The sequence below is a fragment of the Halomonas sp. NO4 genome (genome assembly GCF_010994375.1).
GTDB lineage: Bacteria > Pseudomonadota > Gammaproteobacteria > Pseudomonadales > Halomonadaceae > Halomonas.
In genome coordinates, this window is sequence record NZ_WHMA01000032.1 from 19,504 (window position 1) to 31,815 (window position 12,312).

The window sequence follows — 12,312 nt, forward strand, 5'->3', positions numbered from 1 at the left end:
AGTTTCCATGAGCATCGTAGAGTCAGAGAAACTGAGCGACAGCGAGCCGGACCGGATTCCGGTCGTGCCCTCGGCCCCCGTGGCCTGCGGCGACAGCATCCCTACCGCTTTCGACCCCCAACGGCTGCGTGCCGGGCGCCTGTCGCGGCTGCGCGCCATGATGGCCGAGCAGGGCTACGCCGCCCTGGTACTGTTCGACCCCAACAACCAGCGCTACGCTACCGGCTCGCGCAACATGTTCGGTTACTTCCTGCGCAACTCCACGCGTTACATCTACGTGCCACTGGAAGGCCCGATCATCCTCTTCGAGTACCCGGGCAGTGCGCACGTCTCCACCTGGCTGGAGACCATCGACGAGTCGCGTACCTCCAAGGTGGTGTGGTCGGCGGTGAACCAGCGCGACAACCTCTCCTCCGATCCCTTCGGCGTGGAAGTCGCCGAGCTGGTTCAGGAACACGGCCACGGCAACAAGAAGGTTGGCCTGGACCGCTGTGCGCTCAACCTGGCGCGCTCACTGGAGGCCCAGGGCCTGGACGTTTTTGATTGCCTGCAGGACACCCTGCACTGCCGACGCATCAAGACTCCCGAAGAGATCGCCTGCCTGGCCCAGTCCATGGCGGCGAGCGAAGCCTCGGTGGCCGAGGTGGAGGCCGCCATCAAACCCGGCATCACCGAGAATGAGCTGTTTGCCATCATGTACGGCGAGGTGATCAAGGGCGGCGGCGAGTTCATCGAGACGCGCCTGCTCAACTCAGGGCCGCGCACCAACCCCTGGTTCCACGAGGCGAGCGACCGCAAGATCCGTCCCGGCGAGCTGGTGGCGCTCGACACTGACACCATCGGCTGTCACGGCTACTACTCCGACTTCTCGCGTACCTTCCACGTCGGGCCGGGCAAGCCCAGCGCCTACCAGTGCGAGCTCTACCGCCTGGCCTATGACCAGGTACATCACAACATGGCGATCCTCGAGCCCGGCATGAGCTATCGCGAGGTCGCCGAGAAGGCCTGGAAGATTCCCGAGCGCTTCCTCGACCGCCGCTATCCCTCGATCATCCACGGAGTGGGCATGCACGGCGAGACACCGCTGGTGGCCCACCACATGGACTTCGATCGCTTCTCCACGGATGGCATCCTCGAGCCCGGCATGGTGGTTTCGGTGGAGAGCTACATCGGCGAGGTGGGCGCTGCTGACGGCGTCAAGCTCGAGGAGGAGGTGCTGATCACCGACACCGGCGTCGAGAAGCTCTCCCGCTACCCCTTCAACGAGGCGCTGCTGGGCCGCGAGTTCTGAGCAACGGGCCAGACGCAAACCTCGATATGGCTTCACAACGCCCGCGCTTCTTCGGCAGGCGGGCGTTGTGTTTGGGGACGCCGTATTGCTGGCTCGCCGGTTACTTGCCCAGCGCTTCCAACAGCAATTGAGCGACCAACTCGGAGGAGGGCGGGTTCTGGCCGGTGATCAGCTGGCCATCGTGGCGTGTGTATGGAGTGAAATCGTCGGCCTTGGAGTAGAGGCCGCCGCTGGCGATCAGTGCGTCTTCCACTAGCCTGGGCACCACGTCGGTCAGACCTACGGCGGCTTCCTCGCCGTTAGTGAAGCCGGTGACCTCGCGGCCCTCGATGATCGGACGGCCCTCGGCGTCGCGAGCGTGGATCAGCGCGATCGGAGCGTGGCAGACTGCAGCCACCGGTTTGTGCTGGGCCCAGAAGGTCTCGATCAGTCGAATGGAGTCGGCATCCTCCACGAGATCCCAGAGCGGGCCGTGGCCGCCGGGGTAGAAGATGGCGTCGAAGTCGTCGGCGCTGACATCGGCGAGGTGTTGTGTGTTGGCCAGCCGCTCTTGGGCGTCGGCGTCCTGCTTGAAGCGTTGGGTTGCCTCGGTCTGGCTCTCCTCGGCGTCGCTCTTGGGATCGAGCGGCGGCTTGCCGCCCTTGGGTGAGGCCAGCACCACCTCGGCGCCGGCGTCCAGGCAGGCGTAGTAGGGCGCTGCCAGCTCTTCCAGCCAGAAGCCGGTGGGCTCGCCGGTATCGCCAAGGCGGTCGTGGGATGTCAGGACCATCAGAATGCGTTGGCTCATCGAACTCTCCTATCTATGGCGTTGCCTTCGGTGAGTTTGGCCACCATTGTGGTGGGATACCGTACCGGTTGGGAACTGGCGATTGCCTATGAAAGGCATTCAGTGACTTCATCACGCGGCCAGGGGAGTCTTGCCCGATCTTGCCCAAGTCGACCCGTCGGCGCCTCGGCACTCTGGAGGTGACGTGGCCATGGCAACGTTGAAGGTGTATTACGACGGCGTATGTCCCGTCTGTCGGCGAGACCGCGCCCGCTACGAGCGTTGGGCCGGCGAGGCCGGCCGGCAGGTGGCCTGGTGTGACGTGACCGAGCATCAGGAGACACTGCGCGACAAGGGCGTCGACCCTCAGGCGGCGCTGCTCTCGCTGCATGTGGAGGAGGAAGAGGGGCGCATCGAGGAGGGCATCGATGCCTACATTCTGCTGATGCGCCGGGTGCCGAGGCTCAAGCCTCTGGCCTGGCTGATCGGTCTGCCGGGGCTCAAACCGCTGCTGCGCTGGTGGTACGATCGCTGGGTCAGGCGGCGGCTGGCGCGAGAGGGGCGTTTGTCCTGAGGTCCAATGGCAATTGCCGAACGGGGTTGCCATAGTGGCCCGATCGTCGACGATGGCCCATGGCCGGTATCCCCCAAAGGCATCCCATGACCCGCAAGATACCCCTGCTCCAGGCTCACGAGGAAGGCGCCGCTTCGCCCGGCGCCGAAGATCTGCTACGCATTCTCGACAGCCTGGATGCGGCGGTGTATGCCAGTGACATGCACTCCTATGAGCTGCGCTTCCTGAACGCCTACGGGCGTCAGCAGTGGGGGGAGCCGGGAGGGCGAAAGTGCTGGCAGGTGCTGCAGGAGGGGCAGAGCGGGCCCTGCGCTTTCTGCAACAACCCTCAGTTGCTGGATGAGCAGGGGCGCCCCGGGCCTGCCGCGGTGTGGGAGTTCCGGAACACCCAGGACGGTCGCTGGTACCAGTGTCGCGATCAGGCCATCGTGTGGAGCGATGGTCGCCTGGTAAGGGTCGAGATCGCCTCCGACATCACTGAGCGCAAGGCGCTGGAGGATGCCCTCAAGGCTTCGCATCAGCGCGTTGAGAAGCTGGCCTATCGCGATGAGTTGACCCAACTGCTCAACCGTCGCGCTTTCTTCTCCGTCTGCCGCGAGCAGCTGGCCTGCCGCCGTTCCGCGGAGCCCTTCGCCGTGGTACTGATCGATGTGGATCACTTCAAGTCGATCAATGATTCCCTTGGCCATGCGGCCGGTGACCAAGTTCTGCGGGAGGTGGCCAGGCGCTTTCGGGCGGAGCTGCGCAGCGACGACATCCTGTGCCGCTTCGGCGGCGAGGAGTTCGCTCTGGCGCTCCCCGGCAATTCCCTCGCTGCGGCCGCGGAGCTGGCCGAGCGCCTGCGCCTGGCACTGAGTTCACGGCCGCTGGCCTATGCGGGGCAACGGTTCGACGGCACGGCGAGTTTCGGGGTGGCCGCGGCCTCGGGTGACGAGGTCGATCTGGATACGCTGGTCAGGGCGGCCGATCAGGCGATGTATCGCGCCAAGCGGCAGGGGCGGGACCGGGTTTGCACGACCTCGGGCGTGGAATAGTCACGACGTGAGAACGATGCCTCGTGTCACCCTTCTCCGTTCAGGGTGACGATCAGCCGCCGCGGGCCGCCGTGGACGGGTGCTCGCCCAGCCAGATGCCTTGTCAGGTACCCAGTGTCAGGCGACCGTCGCGCACAGCCAGCATCAGCTGGGTGCCGAGCAGGGTGGCGATTACGTGAGCGGGCATGTCGTCGGGCCCCTCCAGGGGGCAGAAGTAGTACATGTCCCCCAGCACCAGGTGGCGCAGGAAGACGTTCATGTGATGGCGAACGTCCGGGTCGGCGTTCTCGTTCATCGTCAGCGACGCCGAGGTGTGCAGTAGCTGCAGGTGCATCGTGTTTACTCGACAGCAGGCTAGGTCGGGCAGGGCCTCGACGACACGGTCGGTGATCAGGTGAAAGCCGCGCTCCATGGCGAGAGTTGGATCTCATGCTGGTTCCACATCTCGAACCTCGAACTCCTCCTCGGCAGCGGTTTCGGATCAACGATACCCCGCCATCAGCTCGCGAATCAGCGGAGTGTCGGCGTCGCGATGGGTGGGCAGCTCGAAGCGGGCTCGGGCGATGGCGGTGCGCGAGAGCTCCGCGATGATCAGCGTTTCGCGATCCTCGGCGTCGGCCAGCAACTCGCCGCGGGGCCCGAGAATGCGCGAGCCTCCCCAGAAGTGGCTGCCGTTCTCGGGGCCGTAGCGGTTGGCCATGATCACCGGGGTGCCGTAGGTCATGGCGTAGAAACGCACGTTGAGCGCCCAGTTCTGCTCGTTGGAGAAGTCGTCGCTGACGATGCCGCTCGCCGAGTTGATGGGTGCGCAGAGCACCGTGGGACGTGGCAGCAGGGCGGCATGGACGAGCGCCGGGTTCCACAGGTCGGCACAGATCAGCGGGGTGGCCGACCAGCCGGGGCGAACTGCGACGTGGGTGAGCTCGCTGCCGTGGGTGAACCATTTGCCCTCCTCGAGGCCGCCGTAGGTGGGCAGGTTGAGCTTGCGGTGCACGGCCACGAGCTCGCCCGCCTGCAGGATGGCCAGTGCATTGTAGTACTCGCCGGGGCTTGCCTCCTCGATGAAGCCCACCACCGTCTGCATCTCGCCGCACGCCTTGGCCAGACGGATCAGGCGAGGGTCTTCCAGCGGCATGGCCACCTGCATCACGCGACTGCCCAGCCCATAGCCGGTCAGCGAGAGCTCGGGAAACACCAGCAGCTCGACTCCCTGGCCCCGGGCGTCCTGGAGGATATCGAGGTGGCGTTCGAGGTTGGCGTCCACGTCGCCGAGCTCGGCGTTGAGCTGAGCGGCGGCGACGCGCAGCCGGTCCTGATAGTGCATGACAACCTCCCGAATCGCGCGAAGGCCGCCCCAACGGGCGGCCTTCGTGACGTTGGACGTTGGAAGTTGGCGGTGGCCAGTATGGACGGCCAGTATGCCAGTCGCGTTGCGCCCGTTACAGCAGGTCGTGCTCCTCCAGGAAGCTCTGGGCGACGTCCTCGATGGTCTCGCGCTCCACGTCCACTCGGGCGTTGAGCTCGGCCATGGTCTCGTCGTCAAGCAGGGTGGAGAGGGAGTTCATCTGCTCCTCGAGTTCGGGATGCTGCTCCAGCGTGTCCTGGCGCACCACCGGGGTGAGGGCGTAGGCCGGGAAGAAGCCCTGGTCATCCTCCAGGACATGGAAGTCGAAGGCGGGGATACGTCCGTCAGTGGCGAACACCAGGCCCACGTCCACCTGGCCGTCGCGCAGCGCCTGATAGACCAGGCCGGTGTCCATGCGGCTGATGTCGCCACGGCTCACACGGAAGTCGTAGGCTTCCTGCAGTGGCCGCCAGCCATCCTCTCGGGCGTAGAACTCGGCGTTCAGCGCGAAGGAGAGCTCCTCGCCCTCGTTTACCGCGGCGGCCAGGTCGGAGAGCGAGAGGATGCCGCGCTCCTCGGCGTCCGCCTCGCGCATGGCCAGGGCATAGGTGTTGTTGGCTTCCGAGGGGGCCAGCCACACCAGGCCCTTCTCGGCGTCGAGCTCCTTGACGCGCTCGTAGGTCTCCTCCGGCCCCAGGCGTTCGGTGACATCGTTGTAGTTGATCAGCGAGGTGCCGGTGTACTCCCAGTAGAGATCGATCTGGCCATTCTCCTGTGCCTGGCGCAGCACTGCGGATCCCATGCCGGCACGGCTCTCCACCTCGTAGCCGAGTCCCTCCAGGTACTGGGTGGTCATGCTCGACAGGATCTGCTGTTCGGTGAAGTTCTTGCCACCCACCACGATCTCCTGGGCTTGGGCTGTGGCCAGCGAGCCGGCCAGGGCCAGGCCGGTCAGGGTTGTCATCAGCGTTGTCTTCATGGGTGCATCTCCTCTTGCGTCGGGTTGTCTCGTCAGGTTGTGCGTTGCGCCTGGGATCAGGCGCGGTTGGGATTCACGCCGCGGGGAACCATGAGGAAGGCGACGGTGGCAATGATGGCATCGACCACGATCGCCAGCAGGGCCGTGGGAATGGCGCCTGAGAGCATCATCACCGGATCGTAGAGATCGATGCCGGTGAAGATCAGCTCGCCGAGCCCGCCGGCACCGATCAAGAAGGCCAGCGGCACGGTGCCCACGTTGATGGTCAGGGCCGTGCGGATGCCGGCGAAGATCACATAGAGGGCATTGGGCAGCTCCACCTTGATCAGGCGCTGCAGCGGCGACATGCCGATGCCGGCCGCGGCCTCGATCAGCGCCGGATTGACGCCCTTCAGGCCCGCGTAGGTGTTGCGCGCGATGGGCAGCAGGGTGGCGACGAACAGGCCGAACACCGCGGGCAGGGTGCCGATGCCCAGAAAACTCATGGAGAGCGCCAGCACCGCCAGGGTTGGAATGGTGGTGCCCACGTTGAGCACCTGCATCAGGCTCTCGGCGACACCGGCCATGGAAGGGCGCGAGAGCACGATACCCAGCGGCACGGCCACCCCGATCGCCAGCGCCCCGGAGACGGCGGTAAGCCACAGGTGCTCGCCCATCAGGTAGCGCACGTCGGGCAGATACCACAGGAAATCGTCGATGAGCCCGCTCGAGTGGCTCCACACCCCGGCGAAGAACACCGCGACCAGGAGCAGTGCGCGCAGGGCCCCTTTCAGGGTCTGAATGGGCATCGGCTCACTCCTTGATAGCAGCGTCGGGATGGTGGCTGTCGCCCTGGCGCGGCCGGAAGCGGGCCCCCAGATGGCTGGTCATGGCGCGCTGGGTGATCTGTCCGCACACGCGGCCCTCCTCATCGACGCAGGGCAGCCAGGTGGTGTCGTGGGCGAACATCAGCGATGCCGCCTTGCGCAGGTCGTCGTCCAGGCCGACCATGGCCGGCACGGTCTGGAAGTGGTCGCGGCAGTAGCCCTTGGTGGTTCGCGCCACCGAGCGGCTGACGATGCCGGCGGGCTGGCCCCGCTCGTTGACCATCAGGATGGAGTTCTGGTAGCCGAAGTCGTCGATGCGGGCGAGCGCCGCCTGCAGAGTGTCGCCGGGGGTAACGGTGCCGATCTCGTCGGTGACGATCTCGCGCACCTTGACCAGGTTGAGCCGCTTGAGCGCCCGATCCTCGCCGAGGAAGGATTCCACGAACTCGTTCTTGGGGGCCGCCAGCAGGTCGTCCGGCGTGGAGTACTGCACCAGGCGGCCTTCGCGGAACACCGCGATGCGATCGCCCATCTTGATCGCCTCGTCGATGTCGTGGCTGACGAACATGATGGTCTTCTTGAGTTCCTGCTGCATCTTGAGGAACTCGTCCTGGATCACCGTGCGGTTGATGGGGTCGATGGCGCCGAAGGGTTCGTCCATTAGCATCACCGGCGGGTCGGCGGCCAGCGCCCGGGCTACGCCGATGCGCTGCTGCTGGCCGCCGGAGAGCTCACTGGGGTAGCGCTTGAGGAAGGCGTCCGGCTCCATGGCGATCATCGCCATCATCTCGCGGGCGCGCTCGCGATATCGGGCCCTGTCCCAGCCCAGCAGCTTGGGCACCACCGTGATGTTCTCCTCGATGGTCATGTTGGGAAACAGGCCAATCTGCTGGATCACGTAGCCGAGGTTGCGCCTCAGCTCCTGGGTATTTAGACCCGAGGTGTCCTCGCCATTGATGAACACCTTGCCGGAGGTCGGCTTGATGATGCGGTTGATCATCTTCAGCGTGGTCGTCTTGCCGCAGCCGGAAGGGCCGAGCAGGATGCAGATCTCGCCGGCGGGCACTTCCATGCTGATGTGGTCGGCGGCGACCACGGCGCCCTTGGGCGTGTCGAAGACCTTGGTCAGGTTGTCGAGCTGGATCATGGGGATTCCTTGTTCGGGCTCTGTCGTCAGGGATCAGGCGGTTTCCGCGGCTCGCTCCATCCCCTTGGGCGTGAGTCGCTTCTGCACGTAGAGCAGGGTGTAGTCGACGACGATCGCCAGCAGGCTCACCGCCACGGCGCCGACGATCAGTTGGCGCGGGTCGGACTGGGAGATGCCGCGGCTGATGAAGGTGCCGAGCCCCCCGGCGCCGATGTAGGCGGCGATGGCCATCACCCCGATGTTGAGCACCACGGCCGTGCGCACCCCGGCCATGATCACCGGCACGGCGAGCGGGATCTCCACCATGCGCAGGCGCTGGTTGGGGCTCATGCCGATGCCGCGGGCAGCCTCGCGAAGGGCGGGATTGACGTTGTTGATGGCTGTGTAGGTGTTGCGGATGATCGGTAGCTGGGAGTAGAGCAACACGGCGATCACCGCCGGCACGTAGCCGATGCCGTGGCCGATCAGGGAGAGCACCGGGATCATGATGCCGAACAGGGCGATGGAGGGAATGGTGACGATGATCGAGGCCAGATAGAGCACGGCGCGGGCAACGCGCTCGCTCTTGGTGATGGCGATGCCGATGGGCACGCCGGTGAGGGTGGCGATGCCCACGGCGACGCCCACCAGGGAGATATGCTCGATGGTGCGCCGGATCAGCAGATCGAGGTTGTCCAGGGCGTACTGAATCAGTTCCAAGTGCGCTCTCCTCTCTTGGCCGCGTCCCGTCAGGAACGGTGCCTTATTCTTGGGGGAACCAGTTCTTGAACAAGCGTAGCCGCTACGTGGCGACCTTGAGCGCCGCGACCCAGGGGAGGGCGGGACGGAGGCGGGTGCGACATTGTGTCCCGCAAGAATGATCTAGCTTAGCAGAGCAGCATAACTATTTGTTTTCTTGATCATGACGATGCGAAATGCTGGCTATTGCATGGGCTGATGCCGGGGGAGTCGCCGCGAGCGGCGGCGCTCATTCGGACGACCAGTGGCGCTGCATCTCGAGGAAGGTGAGCGATGCCGACCAGGTGATCAGCATGAAGCCGGTCAGCGCTGCGGTGCCCATCAGGAAGCGGATCGGTCCCTGGGGGACCAGGTCACCATAGCCCAGGGTGGTGTAGGTGATGGCGGAGAAATAGACGTAGTCGAGAAAGTTGACGACCGAGATGCCGCCGAGGCCCCCGGTCAGGGGGTGCTCCAGCAGCAGGGCACTGGGCTAAGGCGAAGAGCCAGATCTCCGCCACATGGGCCGTGAAGAGTCCGAAGATGAGCACGAGAAAGCGGCGGCGCTGAGAGTGGTGGCTCAACCCCTTCTGTCGCCATAGGCGACTCGAGGCCTCGTAGTGCAGGAGAATACAGACGACGACGGTGATGAAGGTAATGCCGAGGGTCCACAGGTGGCCGGCTTCCAGCGGTGTATCGATCACGGCGGCATTTCGGTCGGTGACATGAGGGTCAGCCTAGCGTGCTTCGGGCAGGCGGGTAAGGGGGCTGTCCGCGGTGTGGTGGATCATGACGCCCAGCCCGGGCGCTGCTAGGATGGGGCCATCTGTCACATGCCCGTCACCCGGCCGGCCGCCGTTGGCCGTACCGCAGGGATCGCTGCCATGACCACCAACCCGACCACGGGCGGGGCCCTGGACGACACGCTCGCGCCGCTGGCGCTCAAGCGGGTGGGTATCGACACCTACCGCGAGAGCGTCGCCTACCTGCATCGCGACTGCGCCCTCTACCGCGCCGAGGGCTTCCAGGCGCTGGCCAAGGTGGAGGTGCGCGCCAACAGCCAGCGCATCCTGGCGAGCCTCAACGTGGTGGACGATGCCGCCATCGTCGACTGCGGGCAACTCGGCCTCTCGGAGGATGCCTTCACCGCGCTCGGGGTCAAGGAGGGACATCCGGTGAGCGTCTCCCAGGCGGAGCCGCCAGTCTCGATCCCCGCCCTGCACCGCAAGATCGCCGGCGAGCGCCTGTCGCGCGAGGATTTTCTCGCCATCGTCCGTGACATCGCCGAGCTGCGCTACTCCAAGATCGAACTCACCGCCTTCGTGGTCGCCTGCGACCGCGGCGAGCTCGACCGCGAGGAGGTCTTCTACCTCAGCGACGCCATGAGTCGGGTGGGCCGCCGCCTCGACTGGCACGAACACCCGGTGGTCGACAAGCACTGCATTGGCGGCATCCCCGGCAACCGTACCTCGCTGCTGGTGGTGCCCATCGTCGCCGCCCACGGCCTGCTTTGCCCCAAGACCTCGTCGCGGGCCATTACCTCGCCGGCCGGCACCGCCGACACCATGGAAGTGCTGGCCGACGTCGACCTGCCGTTTGATACCCTCGGCGAAATCGTGCGCACCCACCGCGGCTGCCTGGCGTGGGGTGGCACCAGCCAGCTGTCGCCGGCCGACGACGTGCTGATCGCCGTGGAGCGGCCGCTCGCCATCGATTCGCCCGGCCAGATGGTCGCCTCGATCCTCTCCAAGAAGGTGGCCGCCGGCTCCACCCACCTGCTGCTCGATATCCCGGTGGGGCCGCACGCCAAGGTGCGTTCCATGCCCGAGGCACGCCAGCTGCGCAAGCTCTTCGAGTACGTCGCCAAGTGCCTGGGGCTCACCCTGGACGTGGTGATCACCGACGGTAGCCAGCCCATCGGCTGCGGCATCGGTCCGGTGCTCGAGGCGCGCGACGCCATGCGCGTGCTCACCAACCACCCGGATGCCCACATGGAACTGCGCCAGAAGGCGTTGCGCCTGGCCGGCCGCATGCTGGAGTTCGACCCCAACGTGCGCGGCGGCGACGGCTTCGCCATCGCCCGTGACATCCTCGACTCCGGACGGGCGCTGGACAAGATGAACGCCATCATCGCCGCCCAGGGCGCCAAGCCCTTCGACCCGGAGGACCCGCCGCTGGCGTCCCAGCACTTCGACGTGCTCGCCCCTCGGGCCGGCGTGGTCATCGCTCTGGACAATTTGAAGCTGGCGCGGATCGCCCGCCTGGCCGGGGCGCCCAAGGCGGCCGGTGCCGGCGTGGCGATGCGGGTGCGCATCGGCGATACGGTCGAGGCGGGGGAGCTGTTCTATCGCGTCTACGCCGCCTACCGCAACGAGTTGGCCTTCGCCCACCAGTCCAGCGAGCGCGACAGCGGCGTCACCCTGGGCGAGGCCGATGCGATCCAACGCCTCAATGTGGAGTTCTGATGACCACCGCACTGCTCCATTTCCCCGACGAAGCGGCACCGGCCCGTCGCTTGGCCGAGGCCGCGGGCCTCGCCGCCCATGTTGTCGAGCGCCACCGCTTTCCCGACGAGGAGCTCAAACTCCGCCTGCCGTTCGCCGCGCCGAAAGCGATTCCCGAAACGCTGGTGCTCTACCGCAGCCTCGACCGCCCCAACGACAAGCTCATCGAGCTGCTGCTGATCACCCGCCACGCCCGGGCGCAGGGCGCGACGCGTCTGGTGCTGGTGGCGCCCTATCTGGCCTACATGCGCCAGGACATCGCCTTCGCGCCCGGCGAGATCGTCAGCCAGACCATCATCGGCGGCTTTCTCGCCGAGCTGTTCGACGCCGTGATCACCGTCGACCCCCACCTGCACCGCATCGCGCGGCTCGACCAGGCGATCCCTCTCGCCCACGCCGTGGCCCTTTCCGGGGCGGAGCGCCTTGCGGCGCTGATCGCCGAGAAGCGCGAGGCGCCTCTGCTGCTCGGCCCCGACGAGGAGGCGCTGCAGTGGGTCCGCCAGGCCGCCGCGGCGACCGGCTTCGAGCATGGCGTGTGCCGCAAGGTGCGCCATGGCGACCGAGAGGTGGCGGTCGAACTGCCCGCGCTCGACGTGCGAGGGCGTGCGGTGGTGCTGATGGACGACGTGGCGAGTTCCGGCCACACCCTGGCGCGTGCCGCCGAACGCCTGCGGGCGGCCGGGGCCGCCTCGGTGGATGTGGCCATCACTCACGCCCTGTTCGCCGGCGACGCCCTGGCGGTGCTGCAGGCCGCAGGCGTCGGCGAGGTGTGGAGCACCGATTGCATTGCACACTCCAGCAATGCCATTGCCATGGCCCCGGTGCTGGCCAGTGCCTTGCAGGATGTGGTGACTGCTCCCCGCCCTAAGCGCTGACGCGCCACGGGCGAGGCTTCCCACTTCTCAGGCCGCGACCAGCGGTGTGCTGGATTTACGCAGGCCTCCATGGACAGAGACGGACAGCCCTTCCGCCTTCAACTGGATGATGCCCTGGTGCCGGATGTTGTGCGCCGCATTGATGTCGCGGTCGATGCCTTGGGTGCCGCAGGCCGGGCAGTCCCAGGTTCGGACGGTGAGCGGCATCGACTCGACCTTGTGGCCGCAGTGAAAGCAGGTCTTGCTGCTGGGATACCAGGGGTCGAGCTTCACC

General features: G+C 66.3%; 13 protein-coding genes and 1 pseudogene. 5 read left to right on the forward strand and 9 right to left on the reverse strand.

Going from position 1 to position 12,312, the window contains the following annotated elements:
• The first annotated feature begins 7 nt into the window (after positions 1-7).
• Positions 8-1,291, forward strand: coding sequence for a Xaa-Pro peptidase family protein (locus FEF15_RS15970; protein ID WP_163560157.1), 1,284 nt, complete (start codon positions 8-10; stop codon positions 1,289-1,291).
• Between the two features lie 100 nt (positions 1,292-1,391).
• On the opposite strand, the gene FEF15_RS15975 is transcribed toward FEF15_RS15970, so the two are convergent.
• The gene (locus FEF15_RS15975; protein ID WP_163560158.1) at positions 1,392-2,078 is read right to left on the reverse strand and encodes a type 1 glutamine amidotransferase domain-containing protein; all 687 of its coding nucleotides are present in this window, start codon (positions 2,076-2,078) and stop codon (positions 1,392-1,394) included.
• Between the two features lie 190 nt (positions 2,079-2,268).
• Here FEF15_RS15975 and FEF15_RS15980 point away from each other — a divergent pair, with 190 nt between their 5' ends.
• Together FEF15_RS15980 and FEF15_RS15985 are read left to right on the forward strand one after the other, a co-directional pair.
• Positions 2,269-2,631: a DUF393 domain-containing protein gene (locus tag FEF15_RS15980; protein WP_163560159.1), complete on the forward strand. Its 363-nt coding sequence runs from the start codon at positions 2,269-2,271 to the stop codon at positions 2,629-2,631.
• An 86-nt stretch (positions 2,632-2,717) separates the two neighbouring features.
• Positions 2,718-3,665: a GGDEF domain-containing protein gene (locus FEF15_RS15985; protein WP_163560160.1), complete on the forward strand. Its 948-nt coding sequence runs from the start codon at positions 2,718-2,720 to the stop codon at positions 3,663-3,665.
• 103 nt (positions 3,666-3,768) lie between these two features.
• On the opposite strand, the gene FEF15_RS15990 is transcribed toward FEF15_RS15985, so the two are convergent.
• The 7 genes and pseudogenes from FEF15_RS15990 to FEF15_RS19685 all read right to left on the reverse strand — a co-directional run.
• Positions 3,769-4,077: a secondary thiamine-phosphate synthase enzyme YjbQ gene (locus tag FEF15_RS15990; protein WP_163560161.1), complete on the reverse strand. Its 309-nt coding sequence runs from the start codon at positions 4,075-4,077 to the stop codon at positions 3,769-3,771.
• Positions 4,078-4,146: 69 nt separating this feature from the next.
• Positions 4,147-4,989 carry a nitrilase-related carbon-nitrogen hydrolase gene (locus FEF15_RS15995; RefSeq protein ID WP_163560162.1) on the reverse strand — a complete coding sequence of 281 codons (843 nt, stop codon included), beginning with the start codon at positions 4,987-4,989 and terminating at the stop codon, positions 4,147-4,149.
• Positions 4,990-5,104: 115 nt separating this feature from the next.
• On the reverse strand, positions 5,105-5,989 hold the full coding sequence (locus tag FEF15_RS16000; RefSeq protein WP_163560163.1) for a glycine betaine ABC transporter substrate-binding protein: 885 nt from the start codon (positions 5,987-5,989) through the stop codon (positions 5,105-5,107).
• Positions 5,990-6,045: 56 nt separating this feature from the next.
• Positions 6,046-6,777 carry an ABC transporter permease gene (locus FEF15_RS16005; protein WP_163560164.1) on the reverse strand — a complete coding sequence of 244 codons (732 nt, stop codon included), beginning with the start codon at positions 6,775-6,777 and terminating at the stop codon, positions 6,046-6,048.
• A gap of 4 nt (positions 6,778-6,781) precedes the next feature.
• Positions 6,782-7,942 carry an ABC transporter ATP-binding protein gene (locus FEF15_RS16010; RefSeq protein ID WP_163560165.1) on the reverse strand — a complete coding sequence of 387 codons (1,161 nt, stop codon included), beginning with the start codon at positions 7,940-7,942 and terminating at the stop codon, positions 6,782-6,784.
• 33 nt (positions 7,943-7,975) lie between these two features.
• Positions 7,976-8,641 carry an ABC transporter permease gene (locus FEF15_RS16015; RefSeq protein ID WP_163560166.1) on the reverse strand — a complete coding sequence of 222 codons (666 nt, stop codon included), beginning with the start codon at positions 8,639-8,641 and terminating at the stop codon, positions 7,976-7,978.
• Positions 8,642-9,005: 364 nt separating this feature from the next.
• A pseudogene (locus FEF15_RS19685) lies at positions 9,006-9,143 on the reverse strand (ion channel); the annotation flags it as partial.
• A gap of 400 nt (positions 9,144-9,543) precedes the next feature.
• Here FEF15_RS19685 and FEF15_RS16025 point away from each other — a divergent pair.
• On the forward strand, positions 9,544-11,124 hold the full coding sequence (locus tag FEF15_RS16025; protein ID WP_163560167.1) for a thymidine phosphorylase family protein: 1,581 nt from the start codon (positions 9,544-9,546) through the stop codon (positions 11,122-11,124).
• The gene (locus FEF15_RS16030) at positions 11,124-12,038 is read left to right on the forward strand and encodes a ribose-phosphate diphosphokinase (protein WP_163560168.1); all 915 of its coding nucleotides are present in this window, start codon (positions 11,124-11,126) and stop codon (positions 12,036-12,038) included. The genes FEF15_RS16025 and FEF15_RS16030 overlap by 1 nt, the downstream gene beginning before the upstream one ends.
• 27 nt (positions 12,039-12,065) lie before the next feature.
• Here the strand turns inward: FEF15_RS16030 and FEF15_RS16035 are convergent.
• Positions 12,066-12,312 (reverse strand): zinc ribbon domain-containing protein (locus tag FEF15_RS16035; RefSeq protein WP_163560169.1); only part of this gene is annotated, 247 nt, incomplete at its 5' end.

What these genes read in the sequence shown, in the direction of transcription:
- FEF15_RS15970 (WP_163560157.1), top strand. Translation starts at nt 8, where the DNA reads ATGAGCATCGTAGAGTCAGAGAAACTGAGCGACAGCGAGCCGGACCGG.
- FEF15_RS15975 (WP_163560158.1), bottom strand. Translation starts at nt 2,078, where the DNA reads ATGAGCCAACGCATTCTGATGGTCCTGACATCCCACGACCGCCTTGGC.
- FEF15_RS15980 (WP_163560159.1), top strand. Translation starts at nt 2,269, where the DNA reads ATGGCAACGTTGAAGGTGTATTACGACGGCGTATGTCCCGTCTGTCGG.
- FEF15_RS15985 (WP_163560160.1), top strand. Translation starts at nt 2,718, where the DNA reads ATGACCCGCAAGATACCCCTGCTCCAGGCTCACGAGGAAGGCGCCGCT.
- FEF15_RS15990 (WP_163560161.1), bottom strand. Translation starts at nt 4,077, where the DNA reads ATGGAGCGCGGCTTTCACCTGATCACCGACCGTGTCGTCGAGGCCCTG.
- FEF15_RS15995 (WP_163560162.1), bottom strand. Translation starts at nt 4,989, where the DNA reads ATGCACTATCAGGACCGGCTGCGCGTCGCCGCCGCTCAGCTCAACGCC.
- FEF15_RS16000 (WP_163560163.1), bottom strand. Translation starts at nt 5,989, where the DNA reads ATGAAGACAACGCTGATGACAACCCTGACCGGCCTGGCCCTGGCCGGC.
- FEF15_RS16005 (WP_163560164.1), bottom strand. Translation starts at nt 6,777, where the DNA reads ATGCCCATTCAGACCCTGAAAGGGGCCCTGCGCGCACTGCTCCTGGTC.
- FEF15_RS16010 (WP_163560165.1), bottom strand. Translation starts at nt 7,942, where the DNA reads ATGATCCAGCTCGACAACCTGACCAAGGTCTTCGACACGCCCAAGGGC.
- FEF15_RS16025 (WP_163560167.1), top strand. Translation starts at nt 9,544, where the DNA reads ATGACCACCAACCCGACCACGGGCGGGGCCCTGGACGACACGCTCGCG.
- FEF15_RS16030 (WP_163560168.1), top strand. Translation starts at nt 11,124, where the DNA reads ATGACCACCGCACTGCTCCATTTCCCCGACGAAGCGGCACCGGCCCGT.